Raw genomic sequence first — 24,480 nt, forward strand, 5'->3', positions numbered from 1 at the left:
GGCGTCCTCCAGCCGCCTCGCAACGCGGACTACTCCAGCGCCGCGAGGTCGAACTCGAACGCCGCGACCGGTACTTCCAGATCGTGTTCGACGAGGACTTTCGGATGAACCTCCCCGATCACGCCGACCACCTCGTCGTCCATGACGATAGCCGCCGTTCGACCCGAAATGAAGGTGGGGTGTTCCGTCGGCGGCGTCTCGAGTTCAACGTCGAACCGACGGGCGAGCGCTTGCAGTCGCGCCTTGGCGTCCTCGTAGCCGGCGTCGTGGTTCGCGAGGACGGCCCCGACGTGGCGGCGTTCGTCGACGCCGATAGTCTCGGTTTCGTCGACGACGGCGGTAAAGCCGATCTCCGCGAGGTGCTGGGGATACGCGCGGTGGGTGTTTCGCTCTAACACCATCAGTAGCGAGGGCATGACCCACGTCCGTAACATCGTGAAGTCCTCGCTGTAGGGTTCCTTGATCGTCGCGGGTTCGCCAGCCCCGTAGACGTCCGCGTCGGGGTCAAGGTCGAGACGCTCGTTGTTCTCTCCCTCGCTGATCATGTGGAAGTTCAGCAGATCCTCGAAGCCGAGGCCGACGAGTTGGGTGCGCGTCGCGTCTTCGAGCCGGGAGCGTTCGTGGCGACCGCCGACGGTCCCTACGTCGGGGTACTTCGGCTCGAGTTCGTTGAAGCCGTAGGCCCGCCCGAGGTCGTCGATGACGTCGAGCGGGTGGAGCACGTCGACCCGGTAGGGCGGAACGGTGAACTCGTAGACGAGTTCGTCGGCGGTGGCATCGGTGGTGGTGTCGGTTCCGGATCCACCCTCCTGTTTCGTCGCGTCGAGGCCGGAACGTTCGGCCAGGTCGATGACCTCGTCCGGATCGAGGTCGATTCCGAGGATGGTTTCGATGCGGCCGTGGGGGACGGTCTTCGTCCGCGTCGAGAGATCCGGGCGGACGAGTCCGCTGCCGCCGGACTGCGTCCGACTACCTTTCGAGTCCGCGTTCGCCGACTCGCCGTCTTCGTACTCGACGACGACGTCTTCGAGCGTCGCGCCGCGGGCCGCGAGCGCGTAGCAGACGATGTTCAGCATCTTGTCGATCGTCCACTGGTCGGTGCCGGTCATCTCGATGAACAGGTCCCGTGAGTCCGTCGTGACCTCCGTTCGCCGACCGTTGATCACCGGCGGGAACGAGAACAGCCCGATGTCGTCGTAGATCGCCGGGTAGCGCTCGTACTCGCTGACGAGGTCCGCGTAGGTCCGGCCCGTGTCGTGTTCTTCGAGCACCTCGGCGGGCGTCAGTTCGGCGTCCGAGTCGAGCGGCACGAAGCGGTCCCCGTCGGGGTCGATGCCGACGTACTCGATGGTCGGGTTGCCTTCGGTCGCCGGGCTTCCGCGGAGCATCGTCAGATCGTGAATCCCGATCGCGCCCTTCGCGCGCTTTCGGCCCATCGTCGCGTGTAGTTTCTCCTGGAGTTGGATCAGCGAGTCGAGGCTCTCCTCGTCGAGATCGATGTCGCGGATCACCGCGCCCGTCACGTACGGCCGCTCGTCCGGCACCGACTCGTCGACGCGAATGGTCCACTCGGCCGAGTTCGTCGCGGGAACGTGCACGCCGCGGGCGTCGCCGTACTGGTAGCGCATCGAGCGGGCCACGCCTTCGACCGACAGGCGGTCGAGCCGATCCGGCGCGAACTCGAGTTCGAACGCGCCGTCTTCGGTGCGTCCCTCGAACTCGAGTCCGAGGCCGAACAGGTCCTCCTGCAGTTCGCCGTCGGATTTCTCGTCGTGGCCGGTCAGTTCGCGCAGTTCGTCGGGGTCGATATCGACCGTTGGCATCAGTAGGTCACCTCCGTCTCGCGAAGCAGTTCAAGGTCACACAGCGTCCCGTGGATGTCCCGGATGTCCTCGAAGCCGTACATCAGCATGAGCAGGCGCTCTAAGGCCAGTCCCCAGGCCATCACGTCGCACTCCACGCCGAGGGGTTCTAACATCTCCTCGCGGAAGATGCCCGAGTTTCCGATTTCGACCAACTCGCCGGTCGTCGGGTGGGTCCCGAACAGTTCGAACGACGGCTCGGTGTAGGGGTTGTAGTGGGGTTTGAACTGGATGTCTTCGATGCCGAACTGGGCGTAGAATTCCTCGAAGGTACCCATCAGATCCCGGACCGAGAGGTCCTCGGCCATCACCCACCCCTCAATCTGGAAGAACTCGAGCAAGTGCGTCGGGTCGAGCGTGTCGTTCCGATACACCTTCTCGACGCTGAAGAAGCGCGCCGGCGGTTCGATCTCGCCGATCTCCCTGCCCGATAGGTAGCGCGTCGACAGCGAAGTCGTGTGCCCGCGGAGCGCGAGCGCCCGGGCGAAGTCCTCGTCCCAGGGCGAGTGATAGCCCTCGCCGTCCTCGCCGACGCCCTCCCTGTGGGCGCGCTCGACGCGCTCGACGAGTTCTGCCGGCAACTCGTCGATGTGGGTCGGCCGCTCCAGGGCGAACCGGTCCCAGTGCGTGCGGGCAGGGTGGTCCTGGGGCATGAACAGGCTGTCGTTGATCCAGAAGTCCGCGTCGACGTGCGGGCCTTCCATCTCCCGAAAGCCCATGCCGACGAGCACGTCCTTCACGCGGTCGGCCGTCTGGCGCAGGATGTGCACCCGGCCGCCCTCGAACTGCTCGGCGTCGGCCTCGACGTTGTACTCGGCGAACTCGACGTCCTCCCACTCGCCGCCCGTGAGGAGTTCGGGCGTCACCTGGCCGACCGTCTCGGCCGTCTCGAGGCCCGCCATCAGCTCCGTGACGCCGTCGTCGGTCAGCGTGACCTCGCGGGTCGTCGTCTCGGCGAGTTCGAGCAATCCGCGGCGCTCGAGTTGGTCGCGGATCTCGTCGCTGAACTCGTCGGCGAGTTCACTGTCGCTGTCACCGTCGACGTTGCCGTCGCCGTCGTCTTCGAGCGCCGACAGGGCGTTCGCCTCCGCGTCGGCGTTCGGGTCGGCGTTCGGGTCCGCGGTGATCTCGCCGCTGTCGATCTGTCCGTAGCCCTTGCGCGCGTAGTTCGAGAGCGCGATGTCGACCTGGTTGCCGTCGAGTTCGGCCGCGCCGATGACCCGTCCCATCGAGACGGGGTCGTCGTCGGCTCCCGCCTCGAGCGCGGCCTCGTAGAGGCGGATCTCGGGGAGGTCGCCGGCCGCGTATTCGGCTCCCTCGTCGGTGAGCGTGATCGTTTCGTCGACGCGTTCCGCGACGGCGACCAGTCCCTCGTCCTCGAGTTCGAAGACCGCGCCGGTGACGGTCTCGGGGGGTAAGTCGGTCGCCTCGGCGATGGCGTCGACGGACGTTGCGTCGTCCGCGCTCGCGGCCTGTAGGACCGCGACCTGTGCTGCTGGAAGTTGCATTCGCTTGTATAGATGGCTGCGTGGCGGTCAGTTAGCGGTTCCGACTCGAATCGATGGCGGTAGCGAGTGCAGTGAGCGACGGCGGGTGTGACGACCCTCTCGCGTCTCGCGACCGTTCCGTCCCGATGCCACTGCGGCAACAGCCGCTCATCGGCGTCCCGTGACCGGTTTCACCGCGACAACCCGGTGTGGATCACCGCGGGTTCACCGGTTCCTCTCACCCTCAGCGCGCAAAAACGAACCCGAATCCCGAGTGTGGCTGCTGTGGCTGGCTCACGACGCTGGCACGAGTCGGGGATTCGGGTGCCATATACGTTCGATGCCCTGGCTGGGGCAAAAGCGTTGCGGGACGGTGACACTGCCCTCGACAGATCGTGCGCCGGCTCAACCGCGTTACCCGCGTTCGGACGATGCCCGGCCAGTGGCCTCGAACGGACTCTTGCAGCGGTCTCGAACGCGGCTCCATCGCGGACTCGCCGGCTACGAGTTCGACACGCGCGTCGTCTCCAGCGAGCCCGATTCGACCCAGACGAACCCCGACTGCTCGGCCGCCGCCTTCGCCCGCGAAACCGCCGCCGGATCGAACGCGTCGCCGAACTCGATGCGCGTCTCCGATCGCTCCCTTTCCGGCAGCTCCGGCAGGAACTCCTCGTCCTCGAGCAGTCCGCGCACGGAGACCTTCCCGCCGGCACCGAGCGCCGCACCCAGCGCACGATACCGGTCGTCTTCTGACTCCCACTCGACATCGCTCCCGAAGGAGTCGTTTGTGACCCGCGTCGTCGTACTCGAACCCGAGAGCGAGCCGAACTCGTCGGCGGCCGCGGAATCGGTCGCTGTCGCATCCGCACCGGCTGAGGCCGATGACGATGCTGCCGATCGGTCGAATTCCTCGAGTTCAGTTTGCGAACGCGGGTCGGTGCCGGGTCCGGCTGTGTCGGCGTCGGTTCCGGTTTCGCTGGTCTCGTCGGTGCCGGCCTCGGTCACCCGCGAGACGCTCGGTGAGCCGCGGAGTTCGAAGTCGTTCTTGCTCTTGCTCTTGCTCTCGCGCTCCGGGGCCGCTGTCGCTCCGGCTTCTGCCTCCTCGATCAGCGATCCGAACTCCTCGCCCGTCGTCCGCGTCCCGTCGCGCTCGCGGTCGGCGGCCCAGTCGGGCCACGGGGCAGCACCGTCGCTCGGTATTGCACTCGAGTAGGCTGTCGACTCGTCGGGGACGTACGCCCCGAGTTCGTACTCGGGGAGTAGCGGCGTTCCGACGGCGTCGATTCGCGGGCCGTACCGTTCGCGCAGGCGCTCGAGTTCGGGTTCCTCGACCAGCGCGGCCCGCCAGCGATCGACGCCGGCGGAGAGCAGGACGAATCGCGCGTCGGTTCCGGCGAGCAGCGAGGCGTTGATCGCTTGCAGGATCGCCGGCAGATTGTCGGTGCCAAGCGGCGTGTCGGGATACTCGACGGTCGTCTCCCGCCGTCGGCCCTGATAGTCGGACGCCCGCAGGTGGAGCCGGTCGTCCGAGCGCAGCGCTGCGGCGATCCGTTCGCACCGAAACGACCAGCCGATGGCGTCGAAGACGGCCGCCAGTTCCCGATCGAGCGTGTCCTGGGCGTAGCGTGCGGCGCAACCGAGCCCGCGCTCGCTCTCGGCGATCGTCCGGCAAAGGACGGCCGTCCGATCCTTGCCGGCCGCGAGTTCGTCGGCGAGGGCGGTTGCGAGGTCGCCGGTGTCGCCGGCGCTACCACCTCGACCAGAGCGAACGTCGGCCGCCGTGACGCCGAAGGAGCCGAGCACGTCCGCACAGCGCAGGAGGGCGTCCGCGTTGCCGGTGGAACTGGACGGACCGGAAGGGCGAGAGGAGGGCATCCGTTGTCGGTGCTTTCACGAACGGCCCTATATAACTTCGTCAGACGCCAAAACACAACGCCGACGCGGGGAGAAACGTACCGCTGCCGTCACGTCCGACTCTTCGACTTCGGTGTGTGCGAACGCGCTACTGTCGCCGCGGCGACTCGAGTTCGATATCGGCCTCCTCGAGCAGTTCTTCGACCTCCGCACGCTTCTGCTGGTGCTCTTCGAGGAATTCCTTCATCAACTGAGCGGCCTGTTCCTTGCAGTCGCCACAGAGGCGCTCGCCGCCGACGCACTCGTCGTAGACGCGCTTTGCGAACTCGTCGTCGTCGCCGGCGAGCAGGTAGGCGTACAGTTCGTAGACCGGACACTCGTCGGCCTTGCCGCCCTTCTCGCGTTGCTCTTCGGCGGTTTCGCGGCCGCCGGTCGTCGCCGATTTGACCTTATCGTAGCCGTCCTCGGGGTCGTCGAGCAGGGAGATGTGGGAGGCCGGAATCGAGGAGGACATCTTCCCGCCCGTCAGCCCGGTCATGAAGCGGTGGTAGATCGACGACGGCGGCTGGAAGCCGTAGCCGCCGTTCCCGACCTCGATCTCCCGCGCGAGGTCTTCCGCCTCGGCGCGGTCGATCTCGAAGGCGTCGACGTGGTTTTCGTAGACGCGCTTTTCGCCCTCGATGGCGTCGATGAGCGCGTTGAAGGCCTCTTCGGTCGCCCGTCGGTCGGAGAAGCGGGTTCGCGGACGAAGCGGTTCCATTCCGCCCTCGTTCAGCTTCGTCAACACCGACTCGAGCGTGCTCGCGTCGATCCCGAGGTCGGCGAGCGGCGTCTCCTCTAAGGTGTCGGCGACGTGGACGCACCGGAGCCGCTCGTCGTCGAAGTCGGCCGGATCGAGGCGCTCGTAGAACTCGGCGACGAGTTCGCGCTCGTCGGCCTCGAGTTCGAAGCTGGCGTAAGCCTTGGAGACCTTGAAAAAGCGCATCCGTTCGGCGAGGTCGCGGGCCAGGCGGACGTGGGGGTCCTGGTCGGGTCCGACGGGGATCACGGTCGGCTTCGGTTCGTCCAACTGCGGGTAGAGGATGTCCGCCATCTGGGTGACGACCGACTGCATGTGCGAGACGTCGGTCTCGCCGTCGAAGCCGTAGATCGCCTGGAACTCGGAGAAGTTGGCCTCGGCCCCGAGATCGAACGCCAGGTCCTGGACCTCGCGGTTTTCCGACTGGCGGTAGAGGTCGCCGTCCTCGGGGTCGAAGCCGAGCGCGAGCAGGGAGAGCAGGTAGCTGCGGGCGTGTTCGTCGATTTCTTCCCAGGAGAGGCCGCGAGCGGCGTTGGCTTCCAGGTCGGCGATCAGCGCGTGGGCCTCTGCACCCTGCTGTTGGTGCCAGATGATCTCGTCGAAGACGAGTTTGTGGCCGATGTGCGGGTCGCCGGTGGGCATGAATCCCGAGAGGACGGCCGCCGGCTCGTCGTTCTGGAGCGCGCGGATGACCGGCCGGTACTCGCGCTGGCCGAAGATGACGCCTCGGCGCATCAGGTAGTGCGGGTGCGGGACCTCGTCCAGGACGTCGTCGAACTCCTCGATGCCGAACTCGTCGAACAGTTTGCGGTAGTCGGAGACGGTCGAGGAGCCCCACGGGTCCAGTGCGACGTCGTCGGCACCCGCGGCACCGCCGTCCGCTCGAAGGGGTGTCGCCCCCTCGTCGTCGACAGCGACAGCGTCGGCCGCAGTCTCGGACTCGTCGTCCTCGAACTCCCTGGGCTCCTCGCGTGGGTCGTCTCCGGTCATTACCACCGTTTTGGCGCGCCGGCGCGCAAAAGCCTTCGCTTCTTTGCCGTCCGCTGTCCGCCAGTATCTTCATGTGACGCCCACGACAACGCCAACCGATGGCAGACGACGTTTCGGCCGTCGCGACGAGCGAGACCTGCACCGAAGTCCTCTCGCGGATCGGCGACGCGGTGATCACCGACCGCGAGTTCCTCGAGCAGGTGCTCACCGCGACGCTCGCCCGCGGCCACGTCCTTCTCGAAGACGTACCCGGCACCGGGAAAACGCTGACGGCGCTGGCGTTCGCCCGGGCGCTCGGGCTCGAGTTCTCCCGTATCCAGTTCACCCCGGACCTGCTGCCGAGCGACATCACCGGGTCGCACGTCTTCAACGAACGCACCGGCGCGTTCGAGTTCACCCGCGGACCGGTGTTCGCGAACGTGGTGCTCGCCGACGAGATCAACCGCGCGCCGCCGAAAACCCAGGCCGCCCTCCTCGAAGCGATGGACGAAGGACAGGTCACCGTCGACGGGACGACGCGCGATCTGCCGGACCCGTTTCTCGTCATCGCGACGCAGAACCCGGTCGAACAGGAAGGGACCTTCGAGTTGCCCGAAGCGCAGCGCGACCGCTTTACGATCAAGACCGCCATCGGCTACCCGGATCGGGCGGGTGAACTCGAGTTGATCGAGCGGCGAAGCGAGCGCGAGACGAAGCTGCCGACGGTCGAGCCGGTGCTCGATGCGGCGGGCGTGCGGACGCTCCAGCGCGTCCCCGAGCGGGTGTCGATGAGCGGGCCGGTTCGGGGCTATCTCGTGGATCTCGCGCGGGCGACCAGAGCGGACGATCGGGTCGAGATCGGCATCTCGCCGCGGGGGATTCAACGGTATTTCGAGGCCGCACGCGCACGGGCGGCGATTTCCGGCCGGGAGTACGTCGCACCGGACGATATCAAGCGGATCGCCGAGCCGATCATGCAGCACCGGCTCGTGCTGACGACCGACGCGCGAATCGAGGGCGTCGACGGATCGACCGTCGTCCGGTCCGTGCTGGATCGAGTCGAGGTTCCGGCGGTCGACCCGTAGCGCCGGGCCGATCGAACGCGGCTAGTCGGTTTTCGAAGCCGAGTGCTCCGTTTCGCTCTCGTCGAGCGCTGACTCGGAGACTCCCGCAGTCTGTCCTGGTCTCTCGTCCGTAGACGGCTCGCTGCCGGTGAACTCGGCTGCGGCTGACTCACCCGACGGCGCGGCGTCGAGACGCGAGGTGATGGCCGCGACCGTCTCGTCGCTCAGCGTCTCGACGGATTCGAGTTCAGCCGCGCGGGCGGTCTGGATGTCGCCGAGCGTTTCGAAGCCGGCGGTTCGCAGGGCGCGGGCCTCGCCGGCGTCGATACCGGGGACGGTTCCCGCCGCGACGGGGAGCCGAGAGATGTCCCCCGTTCGGGTTCGGCCAGCCGCAGCGGCGGCGGTTGCTCGTCGTTTGAGAACGATAAGCGAGGCGACCAACGCAATGGTACAAGCGACGGCGACCGTCACGCCGGTTCGGATCGCGAGTCGGCCGAGAAGGGAGTTGAGACCGACTGCGAGACCGATTCCGAGCGTTCCGACGAGGACCGTGCCGGTCGTATGCGCCAGTGCTGGCCGTCGTGCGGGGACGTTTCGGCCGATTTCGTCGACGAGCGAGACGCCGTAGCCGCCGGCGTCCCAGGCGACGAGTGCGCAGGCGACGGCGGTGCCGACCGCGAGCGTCGACCCGCCGCCGAGAGCGACGACCGCGCCGCCAGCGACGAGCGAACTCGCGGCCAGCGTCGCGGGAGCCGCGCGGTCCGAAAGCGGGCCGAGGGCGCCGAGCAGCCAGACGGCGACCAGTAGCGCGAAGATCGTCCCGACGAACCCGCTTAGCAGGAACCCGGCGATGGCGATGCCCGTCGGCGGCGACGCGAGCGAACGCAGGTCATCGATCGCGAGTTCACCGGCGGGTCCCGGCAGCGCGCCCCGTTCGTTCGCGGCGGCCATCGCCTCGAGTTCGGGACCGATCCAGTGGTCGAACGCCAGCGGGTAGCCGATCGAGGCGAGGATCACGATGAGGGCCCCGCCCGCGAACGCCGGCGTCCACCTGACGGCGGCCCCGTATCGGAGCCTGGAGAGCGTTGGGAGCCGCGAACCGAGTCCGGCCAGACAGAGCGCGACGATCCCCGCGAGAACGGCGACACGAACGGGTGTCGCCATGGTGAGCGGGACGAGCGTCGACTCGACGAGCGCGGCCGCGGTATCGATGCCTCGATTGTCGCCGGTTCGAGCCAGGACCGCGACTGAACTCGCCAGGAGGGTTCCACCCAGGACTGCCCAGCCGGTCCAGCCCGCTCGCGAGGCGAGCCACGCGATCCGCCGGCGTGCCGTCTCGCGTCGATCCCGGGGGAATAACTCCGGAATCGGCAGTCGCGGCAGGACGAGCACCGCGAGCCACAGCAGTCCCACGAGTAGCCCGACGAAGCTCAGCGCACCCGCAGTCGTCGCCGCCTCCGTCGGCGACACGAGTTCACCGAGCACTTGCGCTGGAGTGTTGCCGTTCCTTGTCCCTGTTCCAGTCCCCGTCCCCGTCCCGGGAAGAGCGGGCCACAGCGACGGTGACCGAATCGGGTCGAAAAACGCCGCCGACACGACGGCGACGAGGATCGACGTGAGCCAGACGACCGGCAGCGCGGAGCGGACGGCACCGTCGCCGACCGCGCCCGTTCTGGTCGCCGCGCCGCCGAACGTCGCGAGAACGATCGCGAGGACGACACCGACGCGGTACCCCGGCTGAATCGACGCCGAATCGCCGCGAAGGGCAAGGCCGAGCGCGCCAGCCGTTCCGAGTGCAGCGAGCACGGCGAGCAGGCTCCCGACGGCTCGACCGCCCGGCGTTCGCCGTTTCGTGGCCGTCACCGTCGCCGCCAGTAGACCGCCGGCGAGACCGGCGACGACTGCAGCCGCAACCGCATCGACGATGATGCCGAGCACGAGTGTCCCCGCGAGCGTCGCCAAGATCGTCACGACGGCCGGTATCGACGCACTGACCGTCCCGCTGGATCGCGCGGTGGTGGGTCGCGTCGCGTTCGGTCGCGTTGTCGTCGCCGGTCCTCCCCCGACAGGTCGCCGTTCCGTCCGCCTCCTCTCCTGGGACCCGAGGTCGTCGTCCGGAGCCATTAGTGACGCACCTCCCCAAACGCCCGCTCGAGGGTCGTCGCAAGCGGCTGCTCCGGTTCCCAGTCCGCCACGGGAATCTCCCCTCGCCGGAGGCGTTCGAGCCGCGCCTCCCGGCGAATCGCCGCCAGCCGCGCCCCGATTTCCGCGCGCGTCGTCACGTTCGGCGACACGACCGACAGTCGGTACCCGCGCCGGCGAAGCGCCAGCGCGAGGTCGACGATTCCGTCGTCCACCGCCGGCGTACAAACCACGAGCTGCGCGTCCGACGGCAACAGCGTCTCGAGCCGGTCGGCGGTCGCCGTCGGCGCCTCGCTCGCCCTCGCTCGTTCTCCCCCGCCGCCATCGCTTCGCGCCCGCATCCGCGTCGGCTCATCGCGCGCGGCGACGGCGTCACAGACGCTCGCAATTCGACCGCTCACGTCCGCGCCCCTTCCCGGTTCGACGTATGCCGGCGGTCCCGCGTAGACGCCGGGTATCCGGCCCCGAACGCCGAGTCCGACGACGCCGACGCTGTGGGCGGCCTCGAGCATCGTCGCACTCGTCACCGTCCCAGCGTAGGACGCGAGCGTGGTTCCACCCGGGTGTCCGCGGGCCGCCGCGACTCCCGACACCGCCCTGCCGTCGACGACGACCACGACCTTCGTCGCCTCCTGCTCGCGGTAGCGCACGGTGCCGAGTTCACCCGTCCGGGCGTACCGCCGCCAGTCGATCCGGCTCACCGGATCGCCCCGGTGGTAGTCCCGCGTCGAGTGGAACTCGTACCCCGCGCCGCCGCTGTCGCTCGCGACGGTGCCGGCGAGCGGCAGCGTCTTCCGGCGGAGCGAGAGACCGTCTACCGGAATCGTACACTCGAGTTCGTCGTCCCCGGCGGCCGGGATCGAAGCCGTCGCCACGGCCGTCCCGCTCAGGCTCCGCACGCGGACCCACGCGTCGTCGAAGGCGTAGGTGCCCCGCCGCGGGCGCACCGCGTAGGTGAACTCGGTCCGCTCGCCGGGGCGGAGCGTCGTCGCGGTTCGCGCGGTTCCGTCGACGACGGCGGTTTCGACCGGAACGCGGTCGGCGATTCGAACGTCCGGAAGCGTCCGAGTCGAGTCGTTTCGAACCGTGAGCGTCACGTCGACGCGCTCGCCGGGGTGGGGCAGCCGTGGCTCGCAGTCGCGTTCTATCGACACCGCCGCCGCCGGATCGGGAACGGACGACAGCGCGGCGTAGCCGAGGTAGCAGACGGGGACGGTCGCGGCGAGTAACAGCGTCGCCGAGCCGAACACGGTGCCGACGGCGGCGAGGGCGAGCGACGCGACGACGCCGGAGTGCCACCGGGAGACGCTACGCACGCGTTCCCTCCGTCGGTGTCGCGGTGTCCTCGCCGGAATCGCCGCCGGCGTCGTCTGGCTTTCGACCGGTCGGTTCCCGGTCTTCCACCGCCCCTCCCGCCCTCCGTGCGTCGCTCGTCTCTCCTACTGTAGCCGCCGATCCAGCGGACTCCGTTGCGTACCGTTCCAGTTCGGCAATCGTTCGATCGAGGCGGCGTTCGAACGTTCGTCCCGGGAACAACCAGTTCCGAAATCGGTGCCAGATCGAGAGCCGCCCCGCGGATTCGTCGCCGAGAAACGTCGCCGCGATCCGGTCGTCCGTCCACTCGCCGCACCGAATCCGCTCGTCGGTTTCGTCGACTCCGTCCGCCCCGCCCGCCCCGTCCGTCCGACCGTGTGCCATCTCGACGGCTCGAAGCGTCTCCCGAAGCTCCTTGACGACAGCTTCCGTCCGGACTGGTCCCGCCGATCCCCGTTTCAACGCGCGGGTCGTCCGATCGACGCGCTCGGTGATCTCCTCGCCGACCACCTCGACGGCCGGCGACTCACTCGCTGTCCCCCGAGTTCGTGTCGGCGGTCGATCCCCGACACGGTCCCCGCGCGGATTTTGAACTCGCGTCCGAGGTCGGTTCTGTTCGTACGCGGTGCCGATGCCACGATCTGTCGCGCCACTCGCTCCCGAGAAGTACGCCCGCCAGAGGGCGAACAGCCCGATCAGCCCGCCGAGCACGAGGAGGGCACGCTCCGCGTCGACCGTCTGCTCGACCGTCGCCACGAGTTCGATGACCGCGGCCGGGAGAACCGTCGGGGCCGCTGCCAGTACCGTGCCGATACCGAGCGTACTGATCGCGAGCACGCCGAGAAGCACGTTCAGCACCGATCGGTCGCTCACGGCCGGTCACCCTCTTCTGCCTCTTCTACCGGCTCATCCTCCCGGTTCGACTCGTGTTCGCCCCCCGGCATCGTATCCGTCGTTCCTTTTCCTTCCCGTTCCGCTTCCGCTGCCCTTGCCCCTGTTTCCGCGCCTGCGTCCGCCGGTGCGGCTGTGTCTCCAGCGACCGACCGCACGGCAGCCTGAACGCGTTCGATCCGCGGCTCCGCCGGCGATGACTCGCCGTACTCCGCGTCTCTGAAAACCTCGACGACGGTCCGGACCGGCCGCTCCGGAAACCCGCGCTCGACCGCGTACCGACCGATCTCGCCCGCGGTCTTCGTCCGAACGCCGGGCGGTCGCACCGCGCGGACGAACTCGCGCCAGAGTCTCCGAACCGTTCGCCTTCGACCTCCGGGCTCGCGCGCCGATTCGGTCTCGCCTATCTCGGCGTGAACGTCCGAAGCCGACTCCGCTTTGCGTTCTCGGTCCGACCGTCGCAACGACCGCAGGACGGTGCGGATGAACGCGGCGAGCCGCCTCGGATGGAGCGCCGCCAGTGCGGCGAGCCCTCGCTCCGCGAGTTCACCCGGCAGTCCGCGGAGTCGGCGTCCGGTCCGTCGGAGTGCTCGCAGCGCGGCCCGACCCTGGACGGCCAACCAGTCCCCGACTCGTTCGAGGGCGGCGGCGAGGCGGACGACCGCCTCGACGGCCCGCCTTCCGAGGTCGCGGATGAACTCGCCCGTTCGAGCCAGGAGTCGACGAACTCGCTCCGGCAGCGTTCGGACCGTCGCCGTCGTCATTCCGAACCGACGCTTGAGGAACCATCCGAGGAGGGTGACGAGTGTGAGTCCGGCGGTGGCGACGACCGCGGCGTTCCGGTAGAGTCCGGTGAGGGTGGTTTCGGCCGTCGTCTCGGAGACCCGTGCGCTGATCGTCGCCTCGTTCGAAACAGGGAGGGAGACCGTCGCGGTTCCGTCGGTTCCGGTCGTCGCCACCGGTTCTCCATCGATCAGCAGGGTCGCATTCTCCACCGCGGTCGGTGCGTCAGGCGCGGTGGCTTCGCCACCAACACCAGTCCCGTCGCCCGCCTCGTCTGCTCGCGCGGCGGCGCTTCCACCGTCGTACTGGACCGTCGCTTCGACGGTCCGTCCCGGGAGCGGGAGCCGTTCGGCGACCTCGATCGACAGTCCGTAGACCCCGACCGTCCGCTCGGCACGAATGTCGTCACGCTCGACGGCGATCGTCGTCTCCCCTCGCGTTTCCGGCATCTCGATTTCCGCCGTTCCGAACTCGTCCGTCGTTCCGACTTGTTCCCCGTCGAGTAGCACCGTCCCCGCTGGAATCGGATTTCCTTCGACCGCGGCCGTCACCGTGACGTTCGTTCCGGACGGGACCGCGTCGTCGTCCGCGAGTGCACCCGCGCGACTGATCGCGAGCGTGGTCTCGGCGTCCATCTCGACGGTCCGTTCTGTGCCCGCCGCTCGTCCCCCCGGCCGCGCCGACTCGTTCGAAGCACCTCCCTCGTCCGCGCTCTCGTCTTGGAGGCGAGCAGGTGGACCGGCGACGTTCCCGCCGTAGAACTGGATCGATGAGCCCCCGAGACGCGCGCCGATCGCGCCCCGAACGGCTGGGTCCCGTGCTGTAGTCGGTTCCTGGGCGTGGGTCTGCTCCCGTTCTCGTTCCCGCCCCTGTCCCCGTGGCTCGACCGCGACCGTCACCGTCTCCGTAAACGGAACCGTTCCGCTCACGACCCCATCAACACCGGTGGTGCCGATCGGGTTCCCGTTGAAGGAGACCGTCGCACCCGGGAGCGGGTCGCCGTCTTCCGTGACGGTAACCTCGACCTCGCTTCCGGGCGTCGGCGACTCGTCGAAGGAAATATCGTAGCCGCTTGCGGCCCCCTCGCTCTCCGTTTCGCCGTCGGTTCCCCCGCTACTCCCGTCCCGTTCGGCCGACTCCTCGGCGCCCCCCGACCCGGCCGCTGACTCGTCTCCGCCCTCGCTCGATTCGAACCCGTCGTCACTGTCGGCCCCGCCGCTCTCAGTCTCCGCCCCGGGAGCACCCTCCCCATCCCCGGCCACCTCACCGTTCCCACCACCGTCGCTCTCCGCCGACCCGCTTCCGCCCTGGCCGAACTCGTCGCCGGCCTCGTCGCCGAATTCGTCTCCCTCGTCGGGATCTGCGCCGAACTCGCCACCGGCGCCCGGTTCTCCAGCCGTCCCATTCCCTCCCGCAGCGCCAGTCTCGACTCCTTCGCCGGTCTCACCGCCGGAATCACCACCAGTTTCGCCGTCCTCACTCTGCCCGCCACCAGCGCCACCCTCATCACCAGTGCCGCTCTCGTCGCTCTCGAACCCGCTTTCACCCGACTCACCGCCCCCTCCTNCCGCCACTGAACCCGTCTCCATCGCCGTCACGGCCTTCACCACTCGTCTCTCCGCCCCGGTTCGGAACCGCCTCTCCACCGCCCCCACCCTCACCACTGGACGCCGATCCACCACTCCCGTTCCCGCTCTCGCTTCCGCTCCCGAGTTCAGTACTGCCGTTTCCGCTTCGCGCTGCCCCTCCTGTTCCGGCCGTGCCGTCTGCACTGTCGTTCCCGCCCGCGCCGAGTTCAAGGAGATTTCCTGCCCCCGCGGCTGAACGGGTTCCGTCGCCGCCGCCACCGAGTGCCGGGATCGCAATCGCTGCCAGCGCGAGCACCAGGACGGTCAGTACAACGAGCAGGAACTGTATCCAATCTGGGCCGGGGCCCGACTTGGACTCGGATTCGAACTCGGATACGGATCCGGATTCCGGTACTGGTGTCGATGCCGATGTCGACGCCGATACCGATACCGACCGTGAACTCGTCGCTGCGTCCTCCGTTCTTGTCGATTCCGCCGGTTCCGTCGGTTCCGTCCCCATCCAGACCTACCGTTCGGAGAGACATATTGGTTCTTCGACTATAAACGTACGCACAGATGACATGCAGACGGCCAAAACACTTACTGGACGGTCGCTTTTCCCACGTCGAGTACTGACAGAATGCGTGGGTATTGTGATCGGCGGGGTGCTGCGCTGTCACTGCTCGGACTGGTGCGCCGCTGCCCGCAGCTGCTCGATTCGGTCGACGGGTTCGATGCCGGCCAGCACTGCGAGCGCGAAGACGGTCTCGCTGTCCGGTCGCGGTGCGTCACCGCCGAGCGTCTGCGTCGATTCCGTCGCCGATTCGAGCCGGCGGCGACCGTCTGCGACTGCCGTCCGATTGAGCCACTCGGGCGGCCCGCCGACGACGAGCAGCGCCCGGTCGGTGTTCGCGCGCTCGCACTCGAGCGTGAGTTTTCCCTGGATCGCTTTGCCGACCGTGGTTTCGACGGCGCTGACGGCGGCACTCGTTTCCACGGTCGAGTCCGAGCCGAAAAGACCGAGGCCCAGATCGAGTTCGAGTCCCAGTACGGAGCCGGCCTCGCCGCTGGACTCGATTCGCTGTGTGCCGTAGCCGAGCGAGACGAGCGCCGTCTCGTTGCCCAGAATGCGGCGGATGTCGTTCGCGTCGATGACGGTCTCGGCGCTCGTTGCACTCTCGTCGGCCGGCTGTGCTGTCGCACCGAACAGCGCCTCGACGCGGGCTGCGAGTTCTTGATTGAGCCGGGCGCGCCCGTCGGCCATGTCCTCGCCGGTTCGAAGCCACGGCTCGTTGTCGAAACAGAGCACGGCGTTCGCGAGGCCGTCGAGTCGAGAGAGCGTCTGCGTCGCGTTCGCTGCGGCGAGCGGTCGCGTCGCGCCGTCTGCATCCGCGCCTGACGGACGGGTATCGTCGTTCGGTACCGACGGATCACCGTCGGGTGAGCGCTCGCGGTCGGCCGGGAGCGTCCCGAGAACGTATACCGGTACGTCGTACAGCGTCTGCAGATTTGCGACGAGTTCGGGTGCGGCCCCGCCGCCGGTTGCGCCGCCGAGGCCGACGACGACGAGGAACGCGTCCGCGGCCGAGGGGTGGCCGGCGTCGAGTTTGCGGCTGAGTTCGTCGACGTGTTCTTCGCCGAGCGTCTCGCCGCGCTGAAGATTCCCGTTGAGGCCGGTATCGATGCCTGCACCGTATCGATGGCGGTGGTCGTCGGGAACGGAGTCGAGTTCGGCAAGCGCCTGCGTATCGGTATCGAACGCGAAGACGTCACAGAGAAACGGTTGGGTCGCGGTTTCTGCCGTCCGGATCGTCTCGGCGATCCGACATCCTGCGCCGCCGACCCCGATCACCTCGAGTTGCATGGCTACCCCTATCGTCTGGCGGGACTTTCATGGTTCCGTTTGTGTCGGTTCTATTGTCGCGTCGCGATAGTGGAGGCGAACGAGCGGACTGACTACGGCGTTAACCGCTCGATCGACCACCACTCGATATCAGTCTCCGCAGGTGTTGCTCCGTCACCCCGCTCGACAAGCGCAAACACCATCGTCTTTCGCACCCCGTGGGCCAGCCGCACGTCGAGTGCCAGATCACGGGGCTCGAAGACCGCTTCCGCGGGATGAACCCGTACCAGTAACTCCGAGTGGCCGAGTTCGGCGACAGACTCAACCTCGGCGTACGTCCGAAAGTCAGCCCCGAACTTGTAGCCCGTCTTGGGGACGATTTCGCGCTCGCGCAGTTCGGTATAGACGCGCAATCGGCGGTCGAAGCGTTCCCCCTCGACCTCGCGTCCCCGCTCCCGAACCGCACCGAACTCGAGGTCGATCACGTCGCGTCTGGCAAGGTAAGCCGCTTCGAGGAGCGAACACTGCAGCGTCGGCCGCTCGTACTCCCGCCCTTCCAGGGGCTGGCCGTAGAACGCATCCTCGTAGAGGTCGATCGGCGGCTCCCAGAGGACGACGCGATCCGCGAGCAACGTTGCGTCGACCCCGCTCGGAAGGCTGGTCGCCGTGTTTCCCGTCGGCTCGCTCCCCGTCACCTCGAAGTACGTGATCTCGCTTTCTTCGTCGACGACCGCGAGCACGCCGTCCGCGAGTGAACTCGCGGGGACGTCGGTTCGCTCGCCGATGATTCGGAGTGCGTAGCCGATTTCGCCGTCGCCAGGGCCCTTGCCGCGGGGGAAGACGGCGAAGTCGACCGCTCCCCCTGGCGGGTCGTCGACCCACGGCTCGGCGGCCGGTGAAAGGTAGAACCCGCGCTCGCGCAGATCCGCGTAGACGAGAAATCGGACGCCGAAGTCGGTACCGGGTTCGCGGCTGGCAAACGCTTGAAAGTCGAGTCGGTCGCCGGTCGCATCGTCGACGACGGCGTCGAGGTCGCCGCGATAGAGCAAGTGGGCCGCCTCGACGGGCGCGAGAGCGATCTCGTTGCCCTCGAGTGGATAGCCGTAGCCGCGCGAGTCGTGATAGCGCTGGCGCGCGTCGTTGCCGACGCGGACGACGCCCGTCTCGGCGTCGAATCGCCCCTCCAGTGACATACGCAGTGGTTGTCTGTGGTGCGTTAAGTGCGTGTGGATCGACGCTGCGTCTATTGTCCACCGGTCAGTCGTCGCTTGCAGCCTCGACGCGTCGTGCAGCCGCTCGGTCACACGTCGCATCGAGACACCGCGTCCCACCGTGCGTTTCGAACGTTGGCAGGCCACAGTCACACTCGCCGTCGACGACGCCCGCGGGCATCGCGAAGCCGGTGTCGCACTCGGGATAGTGCTCACAACCGGCGATGAGTCCGCCGCGCCGGAGGATGCGAAGGTCGCCGTCGCAGTTCGACTCCGGACAGTCCCATTCGCGGTCGAAGGCCTCTCGGACGGCCTCATCGAGCGATTCGCAGTTGCGATCGAGACAGACGTCGAACGCGAGGCCGCGCTCGACGCGCATCCGCGGAAGCCCGCAGTCGCAGTACGATTGGTCGTCCTTGATCGTCGCGTCGGTCGGGATGCCGTAGCGCGTCCCGCAGTCGACGCAGTGGACCCCCTTCGAGCGGACGAGTTCACCGTCGCAGTCCTCGCTTTGGCACGTTCCGACGGGCGTCCCGGCCGCAGAGGCGGGGTAGTGAGCGAAGCCGTCCTGGTCGTGGGCCGCGATCCGCAGGGTCTGGGTGTCCTTCTTCGCGACGAGCGTGAAGTCGCCCGCGCGGTCGCTGGAGACGCTGTCGGCGCGGGTGAGCCAGGCGACGGGCTGGTAGCCGTCGACGTCGTGGACGAGGACGGTGTTGTCGGGTTTGACGATCGTCGTCACCCGGCCGCGGTACTCCGATCGGTCGTCGGCCTCGGCGATCACGGTACAGTCGCCGGCGAGGACGCGAATCGCGTCGTCGATCATAGGCTGGCTGATGCGGATTCCTATTTAAACTCGCGGCCGGCGGACGGGTGGTCGCCACAACCGCATCGACTGTCGATTTCGACGACACACCCATAAAATCTGCCTGTGGCACTATTTGAGCGCCGATTCGACCATCCGTTGTGGCAGGCCGACCAGGAGTGCGACCAGTCCGCTCGTCTCTTCGTCGTCACGCAGGTACGACCGGAACCGCTGGCTGATGATTTCGACGGCGAGAATCAGGAACAGGACCACGACAATACCGGCCATCATGTTTCCGTACGCACGCAGCCCCTGTTGGACCTGAATGATCTCGCCGATCCCGCTGCCGCCGAGCAGGCCGAGCGTGACCGCCGTCCGGACGTTCACCTCGAAGATGTACAGCGTCCAGGCGATGAACGACGTTTTGACCTGGCTAATCATGCCGAAGACGACCGTCTGTCCCTTCGATGCACCGGTCGTCTTCATCGCCTCGATCTGTCCCTCCTCGACCTCCTCGAGTTCGTCCGTGAACAGTCGACCGAGATTCCCGATCGTACTGACGACCACCGCGATAGTCGCGGTGACCGCCGACAGGCCGGCAAGCGGGATGAACATCAGGAACCAGACGAGCGACGGAATCGCACGGAAAACGCCCATCACGCCTCGAAAGAGGAAATTCAGGGGGAACGGTGTCACTCGCGAGCTGCCGAGGACGCCGAGCAGCAGTGCCAGCGGGAGTCCGATAACCGTTCCCGCAAAGCCGACCGCGAGGGTGATCACCGACTCGCGCGGGAGGTTCCGTTCCAAAATGAACATCCAGTTCGGGGTGTAGTTCGTGATCCGTTCCGCAAAGACCGGAAGTTGATTATAGAGGTCGACGACGGAGAACTGGATCAGGAGTAACGATCCGTAGAACGCGCTGATAAAACAGAGCGACAGGAAGCCGTAGAGTATCCATCGAACCCGCCGAGTAAGTCGAATCTCCTCGAGTCGTTGTTCGAGGGACAATTGGGTACTCATTGTACCACCGTCGCATCGGTTTCGTTTCCGGAGAGGAACCCCTCCATGTCGATGCCGCCGTACAGATCGTCGATGACGTCGAACGTGAGGTCCTCTCGGTAGCCGTCGAAAACGACTCGTCCGTCCGCGAGGCCGATAAACCGCTCGCCGAACTGGCGGGCGAGATTCACCTGGTGAAGGCTGATCATCGCCGTCAGCCCGCGTTCTTCGGCTGCACCTCGCAGATACCGCATGACCGTCTGTGAACTACCGGGGTCGAGACTCGCAACCGGTTCGTCGGCGAGCAGTATCTGCGGGTTCTGGACGAGCGCGCGAGCGATGCCGACGCGCTGTTGTTGTCCGCCGCTCATTCTGCCGGCGCGTTGGCTCGCCTCGTCTAGCAGTCCGACCATATCCAGTGCCTCGAGCGCCTGGAGTTTATCCTCCCGGTCGTTGAATCGAAGGAGGCTCCGAAGAAAGTTCGTCCGGCCTAATGCGCCGCTGAGCGCGTTCGAGTACGCGCTCGTTCCGTCGAGAATATTGTGCTGTTGGAAGACCATCGCCACGTCGTCTCGATGCGATGTCACGGGGTCGCCATCGACGACTACCCGGCCGCTGGTTGGGGCAGTTAGCCCGTTGACACACCGGAGTAGCGTCGATTTCCCCGACCCCGAAATACCGAGCACGACGGTGAACTCGCCCGCTTCGATTTCGAACGAGACATCGTCGAGCGCGACGGTTTCCCCGAACCGCTTTGTGAGGTTCTCTACGCGTATCGCAGACATTGATAGCTGTGTGAATGGTTGGTTGCTCGGCTACGTCTGTTGCTTCGTTATTCGCCGAAATCCTGGAACTCGAGTCCGAGTTCATCGAGGATGTCGTCGATCGGTTCGTAATCGCTCCGCTCGGCTTCCTCGATGCCGGTAAACCAGAGTTCGTATTCGTCGTCGACATCTTCCGGGACCAGGTCCGTCTCGTCGGCTTCGAGCAGTGCCGTTTCGATGGCGTCACGCTCCGAACCGTCCCACTCGCTGCGAGCCATGATCGGGGCTCGTGGAAGGGGATCCGAGACGGCCAGGAGGCGTAGTTCCGGGTTCTCGTCGTCGATTCCCGAGCCGGCATCCTCGTACTCGGACGAATGCTCGACGAACTCGGAGTAGTCGTCGAACTGTTCCTGTGGTACCTGTGGCGCAGACGCAAACGCACCCGTTGCGGCGGCGACAATTGCGTCATCGTTGACCAACTGTTCGCGCGACCGATCGTGATCCGGTGCGTTTTGTAGCTCCAGATCGACCGCGTCGCCGTCGGGGTAGTTTCCGGTGTCGAGACCGGCGTCTTTCAGCATAAGCGTCGGTGCGAGGGTGCCGCTGGTCGACATTCTGGCACCGGTCGTCATCACTTCACCCTCCAAGTCGGACAAGCTCTCGATGTCGCTGTCTGCCAGCGTCGTGATCGTCGAAAAGTAAAGCGCGCCGCCGTACGCGGTTCGCATTCCGATGATATCGGCGAACCCGTCTCCGGCCGGAACTGCGGTCGGCGACGTATCGGCGATATCTCCCTGATCGGTTTCGAGCGATTCGAGGGTGTCGACGTACGAATCGGCCCGGATGAGTTCGATTTCCGCCTCGGTTTCGCCCTCGAGATATTCCTTCATCGGCGTATACTCCTGTACGATGTCAGTCTGTTCCTCGGCCGGATTGAGAATGAACCGGACTGCACCGCTTTCGGTACTGCTGAGACACCCAGCCATCCCAGCGAGCGTAAGCCCCCCTGTCGCCTTCAGGAACGTGCGTCTGGTGTGATCGCCGCGTCGTGGTAGCTGCACCATACGTAGTACGAAAATCGAAGCATTATAAACATAATGATAATTCTGCTACGGAACAGAATATATTCATATATATCTCGCTCGTGTTCAACGGAATCGTCCACGTCCCCCGGTCGAATCCATCTCTCTGGGTATTCGCTCCAACTATCGGATTTCGATATCGAAATCCAGGCGGATTTAGTATCCGACCCGGAACTGGAACACGTGGCTCGTCCAACGCTAACCGTCTACTGTGGCCTCCCTGGGACGGGGAAATCGGCCGCTTCAGCCTATACTGCTGCTGAACTCCCCGCTGAACGCTACCGGACCGACCGGGTCCGCAAACAGCTCTTTTCCGATCCCGACTATACGACGGCGGAAACCGACGCGACCTACGAGGAACTACTCGAACGCGCTCGCACGGCCCTCGAGAGCGGGTCGAACGTCGTCCTCGACGCGACGTTTCAGTCCCGACGCTACCGGGACCGCGCTGCTGCGGTCGCAACCGCAACCGGTGCCGAGTTCACGTTCGTCCGCGTGACTTGCGACCTCGAGGTCGTTCAGGAACGGATCGAAGCGCGAACGAACTCGATCAGCGACGCGCAGTTCGAACAGCACCTACAGTTGCGCGAGACGTTCGACCCCGTCGAGCGCGATCACGTCGTCATCGACAATTCGGGGACGCTCGAGGAGACCTACCGGCAGATCGACGAGTTCATTCTGTAGTCCCTTTTCAGTCATCGGTGCATCGAGCGCGTCGGTCCCACCTCGCCGGCGATGACTCTGAGACCACCGCGTCTAAGAGCCCTCCGCCGAGTGGTCGACTATGACTCCGACGGCGACGACGATCAAGGACAGCGTTCACGACTACATCGAACTCTGTCCGACCGCGGAAGCGCTGCTCGATACCGCCCCGATGCAGCGGCTGCGCTACGTCCGGCAACTGAGCACCGTCCAGTTGGTCTATCCGTCCGCAAATCACACGCGCTTCGAGCACAGCCTCGGCGTCTACCACCTCGCCTCGCGCGCCGTCGACCGGCTCGGCGTCGACGACCCGCTCGCCGACCGCCTCCGCGCCGCGGCGCTCGTCCACGACGTCGGCCACGGCCCGTTCGGCCACCAGACGGAGGCCGCCATCGAACGCCACCTCGGCCGCCACCACGACGAAATCGAGTGGCTCCTTACCGACAGCGAACTCGCCAGCGCCCTCGAAGCGCAGGGACTCGACCCCGAGGCGGTCGCGGCGACCGTCGACGGTCGCGGCCCGCTCGGCGAACTCGTCTCCGGCTCGCTCGACGTCGACCGAATGGATTACCTCGTTCGCGACGCCCACCACACCGGCGTTCCCTACGGCACCATCGACCACTCGCGACTCCTCTATTCCCTCCGCACCGTCGACGGCGACCTCGCGCTCGAGGCGGGCAACGTCGCCACGGCCGAGAGCGCGTTGATCGCCCGCACGCTGATGAACGCGACCGTCTACGGCCACCACGTTTCCCGCATCGCCGGCGCGATGCTCGACCGCGCGAGCGAACGCGTGCTGCGCGACGCGGTCGTCGCGCCCGAGCGATTCGCACGACTCACCGATTCGGAACTGCTCTCACTGCTCGCAGAACACGAGTCGACGGCCGATTTCGAAACCCGGCTCCGCGAGCGCTCGCTCTACAAACGGGCGATCTGGGCACAGCGCGGAACCGTGCCGGACCGGTTCGTCGGCCTCGCGTACGACCGCACGCGTGAACTCGAACGCGAGATCGCCGAACTCGCCGGCGTCGACCCGTCCGCCGTCATCGTCGACAGCCCGCCGGTCCCCAGTTCTCCCGAATCGCGGGCCAAAATCGTGGTCAACGGCGAACTTCGACGGCTCGAAGAGCGGTCCTCGCTCGTCGCCGGACTGGACGCCTGTGCCCGCGAAATCTGGCGGCTCGGCGTCTACGCGCCCGAACCCGCGTTATCGGCGGTGCGCGACGCCGCGGCAGCCGTCCTCGAGACTGAGGCGACGGTCGCCCCGTAGTCTCCGTCCGTCGTTACTTTACCGTCCCGACCCCGGCGACTCCGCATCTTCGAGGCGCGTTTCGTACTTCTCGAGCGCTTCGTTCAGAGCCGCGTTCGCATCGACATCGACCGAGTTCGCGAGCGCGAGCAGCGCGAACAGGACGTCCCCGAGTTCATCCGCGGAGAGGTCGAGTTCGTCCGGGGCCGAGCCGTAGTCGGTCGACTCGTTCGCGTCCTTCGCGAGCTCACCCACCTCGGACGTGAGATCGAGCAGCCTGAACGCGGGTGGGGTTTCGAGGTCGTGGCGGTCGATGAACGCGGCGACGCGGTCCTGCTGGGACTGAGACTGGGTCGTCATAGGTCGCCCCAGAACCTGTCGGAAGAAAAGATGATCGGCTCGGGGCTGCGTTGCACGTTGATGCCGGCACAACACGTTTCTTCCGCGACAGTGACCGGTTGCACATGGTCGATCTTACCGCCGAAATCGTCCTGTTCGACGGCTTCGATGAACTCGACGCGATCGGTCCGTACGAGGTGCTCGAGAACGCCGCCCACGCCGGCGCGTCGGTCGACACGGAACTCGTGACGCTCGAGGAGACCGATCTCGTGACGGCCAGCCACGACCTGCGGGTCGAACCCGACGGGACGCTCGGCGACCCGGACCTGTTGCTCGTCCCGGGCGGCGGGTGGACGAGCGCGAACGAGGGCGTCCGCGCGGCCGTCGAGGGCGGCGCGTTGCCGGACGCGGTCGACGAACGCTACACGAACGGCGCGACCGTTGCCTCGGTCTGTACCGGGGCGATGGTCCTCGCCGAGGCGGGGCTGCTCGAGGGTCGCCCCGCGACCACGCACCGCGTCGCGGTCGACGATCTCGAGGCGACCGCTGCCAACGTCGTCGACGAGCGCGTGGTCGACGACGGCGACGTGCTCACCGCCGGCGGCGTCACCTCGGGGATCGACCTCGGCCTCTGGCTCGTCGAGCGCGAGTTCGGCGCGTCGGTCGCGGACGAGGTGGCAACCGAAATGGCCCACGAGCGCCGCGGCGACGTTTTCGGCTAACTTGCGACGAAACCGACTGCGAGCCAAACTGCTA

The 24,480-nt window shown here is 66.8% G+C and carries 18 protein-coding genes; 4 read left to right on the forward strand and 14 right to left on the reverse strand.

Annotated elements, in window-relative coordinates; genetic code table 11:
- Positions 1-29 precede the first annotated feature (29 nt).
- The 4 genes from pheT to C481_RS19350 form a co-directional block, all read right to left on the reverse strand.
- Positions 30-1,823: a phenylalanine--tRNA ligase subunit beta gene (gene pheT / locus C481_RS19335; protein ID WP_006111027.1), complete on the reverse strand. Its 1,794-nt coding sequence runs from the start codon at positions 1,821-1,823 to the stop codon at positions 30-32.
- Positions 1,823-3,370: a phenylalanine--tRNA ligase subunit alpha gene (gene pheS / locus C481_RS19340; RefSeq protein ID WP_006111028.1), complete on the reverse strand. Its 1,548-nt coding sequence runs from the start codon at positions 3,368-3,370 to the stop codon at positions 1,823-1,825. Before pheS ends, pheT begins: the two co-directional genes overlap by 1 nt.
- A 480-nt stretch (positions 3,371-3,850) precedes the next feature.
- Positions 3,851-5,224 carry a hypothetical protein gene (locus C481_RS19345; protein WP_006111029.1) on the reverse strand — a complete coding sequence of 458 codons (1,374 nt, stop codon included), beginning with the start codon at positions 5,222-5,224 and terminating at the stop codon, positions 3,851-3,853.
- Between the two features lie 127 nt (positions 5,225-5,351).
- Positions 5,352-6,992: a tryptophan--tRNA ligase gene (locus C481_RS19350; protein WP_006111030.1), complete on the reverse strand. Its 1,641-nt coding sequence runs from the start codon at positions 6,990-6,992 to the stop codon at positions 5,352-5,354.
- A 98-nt stretch (positions 6,993-7,090) separates the two neighbouring features.
- Between C481_RS19350 and C481_RS19355 the strand changes: the two genes are divergently transcribed.
- On the forward strand, positions 7,091-8,056 hold the full coding sequence (locus tag C481_RS19355; RefSeq protein WP_006111031.1) for an AAA family ATPase: 966 nt from the start codon (positions 7,091-7,093) through the stop codon (positions 8,054-8,056).
- 21 nt (positions 8,057-8,077) lie between these two features.
- On the opposite strand, the gene C481_RS19360 is transcribed toward C481_RS19355, so the two are convergent.
- From C481_RS19360 to C481_RS19410, 9 genes are all read right to left on the reverse strand, one after another.
- Positions 8,078-10,159, reverse strand: coding sequence for a DUF7519 family protein (locus C481_RS19360; protein WP_006111032.1), 2,082 nt, complete (start codon positions 10,157-10,159; stop codon positions 8,078-8,080).
- A complete protein-coding gene (locus tag C481_RS19365) occupies positions 10,159-11,493 on the reverse strand; it encodes a DUF58 domain-containing protein (RefSeq protein ID WP_006111033.1) in 1,335 nt (444 codons plus the stop codon). Before C481_RS19365 ends, C481_RS19360 begins: the two co-directional genes overlap by 1 nt.
- Complete coding sequence (locus tag C481_RS19370; RefSeq protein ID WP_006111034.1) at positions 11,486-12,364, reverse strand: DUF7269 family protein; 879 nt, start codon at positions 12,362-12,364, stop codon at positions 11,486-11,488. Before C481_RS19370 ends, C481_RS19365 begins: the two co-directional genes overlap by 8 nt.
- A 3,045-nt stretch (positions 12,365-15,409) precedes the next feature.
- Positions 15,410-16,597, reverse strand: coding sequence for a tubulin/FtsZ family protein (locus C481_RS19385; protein ID WP_006111037.1), 1,188 nt, complete (start codon positions 16,595-16,597; stop codon positions 15,410-15,412).
- Between the two features lie 92 nt (positions 16,598-16,689).
- Positions 16,690-17,769, reverse strand: coding sequence for a tRNA-intron lyase (gene endA, locus C481_RS19390; RefSeq protein ID WP_006111038.1), 1,080 nt, complete (start codon positions 17,767-17,769; stop codon positions 16,690-16,692).
- A 64-nt stretch (positions 17,770-17,833) separates the two neighbouring features.
- On the reverse strand, positions 17,834-18,610 hold the full coding sequence (locus tag C481_RS19395; RefSeq protein WP_006111039.1) for a hypothetical protein: 777 nt from the start codon (positions 18,608-18,610) through the stop codon (positions 17,834-17,836).
- Between the two features lie 111 nt (positions 18,611-18,721).
- Positions 18,722-19,609: a PhnE/PtxC family ABC transporter permease gene (locus tag C481_RS19400; RefSeq protein WP_006111040.1), complete on the reverse strand. Its 888-nt coding sequence runs from the start codon at positions 19,607-19,609 to the stop codon at positions 18,722-18,724.
- A complete protein-coding gene (phnC, locus tag C481_RS19405) occupies positions 19,606-20,373 on the reverse strand; it encodes a phosphonate ABC transporter ATP-binding protein (protein ID WP_006111041.1) in 768 nt (255 codons plus the stop codon). Before phnC ends, C481_RS19400 begins: the two co-directional genes overlap by 4 nt.
- 47 nt (positions 20,374-20,420) lie before the next feature.
- Positions 20,421-21,416 (reverse strand): substrate-binding domain-containing protein, encoded by a 996-nt coding sequence (locus tag C481_RS19410; RefSeq protein WP_049904768.1) that lies wholly within the window; start codon positions 21,414-21,416, stop codon positions 20,421-20,423.
- Between the two features lie 201 nt (positions 21,417-21,617).
- Between C481_RS19410 and C481_RS19415 the strand changes: the two genes are divergently transcribed.
- Together C481_RS19415 and C481_RS19420 are read left to right on the forward strand one after the other, a co-directional pair.
- A complete protein-coding gene (locus C481_RS19415; RefSeq protein ID WP_006111043.1) occupies positions 21,618-22,118 on the forward strand; it encodes an AAA family ATPase in 501 nt (166 codons plus the stop codon).
- A 100-nt stretch (positions 22,119-22,218) separates the two neighbouring features.
- Positions 22,219-23,406: an HD domain-containing protein gene (locus C481_RS19420; protein WP_006111044.1), complete on the forward strand. Its 1,188-nt coding sequence runs from the start codon at positions 22,219-22,221 to the stop codon at positions 23,404-23,406.
- Between the two features lie 18 nt (positions 23,407-23,424).
- Here C481_RS19420 and C481_RS19425 read toward each other — a convergent pair whose 3' ends face one another.
- Positions 23,425-23,745: a MazG nucleotide pyrophosphohydrolase domain-containing protein gene (locus C481_RS19425; RefSeq protein ID WP_006111045.1), complete on the reverse strand. Its 321-nt coding sequence runs from the start codon at positions 23,743-23,745 to the stop codon at positions 23,425-23,427.
- A gap of 104 nt (positions 23,746-23,849) precedes the next feature.
- Between C481_RS19425 and C481_RS19430 the strand changes: the two genes are divergently transcribed.
- Positions 23,850-24,446, forward strand: a complete 597-nt coding sequence (locus C481_RS19430) for a DJ-1/PfpI family protein (protein WP_006111046.1) — start codon at positions 23,850-23,852, stop codon at positions 24,444-24,446.
- Positions 24,447-24,480: the final 34 nt, after the last annotated feature.

The organism is Natrialba asiatica DSM 12278 (assembly GCF_000337555.1).
GTDB lineage: Archaea > Halobacteriota > Halobacteria > Halobacteriales > Natrialbaceae > Natrialba > Natrialba asiatica.

Coding starts and splice junctions, on each gene's coding strand:
- C481_RS19425 (WP_006111045.1), bottom strand. CDS start 23,745: ATGACGACCCAGTCTCAGTCCCAGCAGGACCGCGTCGCCGCGTTCATC.
- C481_RS19345 (WP_006111029.1), bottom strand. CDS start 5,224: ATGCCCTCCTCTCGCCCTTCCGGTCCGTCCAGTTCCACCGGCAACGCG.
- pheT (WP_006111027.1), bottom strand. CDS start 1,823: ATGCCAACGGTCGATATCGACCCCGACGAACTGCGCGAACTGACCGGC.
- C481_RS19430 (WP_006111046.1), top strand. CDS start 23,850: ATGGTCGATCTTACCGCCGAAATCGTCCTGTTCGACGGCTTCGATGAA.
- C481_RS19350 (WP_006111030.1), bottom strand. CDS start 6,992: ATGACCGGAGACGACCCACGCGAGGAGCCCAGGGAGTTCGAGGACGAC.
- pheS (WP_006111028.1), bottom strand. CDS start 3,370: ATGCAACTTCCAGCAGCACAGGTCGCGGTCCTACAGGCCGCGAGCGCG.
- C481_RS19360 (WP_006111032.1), bottom strand. CDS start 10,159: ATGGCTCCGGACGACGACCTCGGGTCCCAGGAGAGGAGGCGGACGGAA.
- C481_RS19385 (WP_006111037.1), bottom strand. CDS start 16,597: ATGCAACTCGAGGTGATCGGGGTCGGCGGCGCAGGATGTCGGATCGCC.
- endA (WP_006111038.1), bottom strand. CDS start 17,769: ATGTCACTGGAGGGGCGATTCGACGCCGAGACGGGCGTCGTCCGCGTC.
- C481_RS19410 (WP_049904768.1), bottom strand. CDS start 21,416: ATGGTGCAGCTACCACGACGCGGCGATCACACCAGACGCACGTTCCTG.
- C481_RS19400 (WP_006111040.1), bottom strand. CDS start 19,609: ATGAGTACCCAATTGTCCCTCGAACAACGACTCGAGGAGATTCGACTT.
- C481_RS19395 (WP_006111039.1), bottom strand. CDS start 18,610: ATGATCGACGACGCGATTCGCGTCCTCGCCGGCGACTGTACCGTGATC.
- C481_RS19355 (WP_006111031.1), top strand. CDS start 7,091: ATGGCAGACGACGTTTCGGCCGTCGCGACGAGCGAGACCTGCACCGAA.
- C481_RS19420 (WP_006111044.1), top strand. CDS start 22,219: ATGACTCCGACGGCGACGACGATCAAGGACAGCGTTCACGACTACATC.
- phnC (WP_006111041.1), bottom strand. CDS start 20,373: ATGTCTGCGATACGCGTAGAGAACCTCACAAAGCGGTTCGGGGAAACC.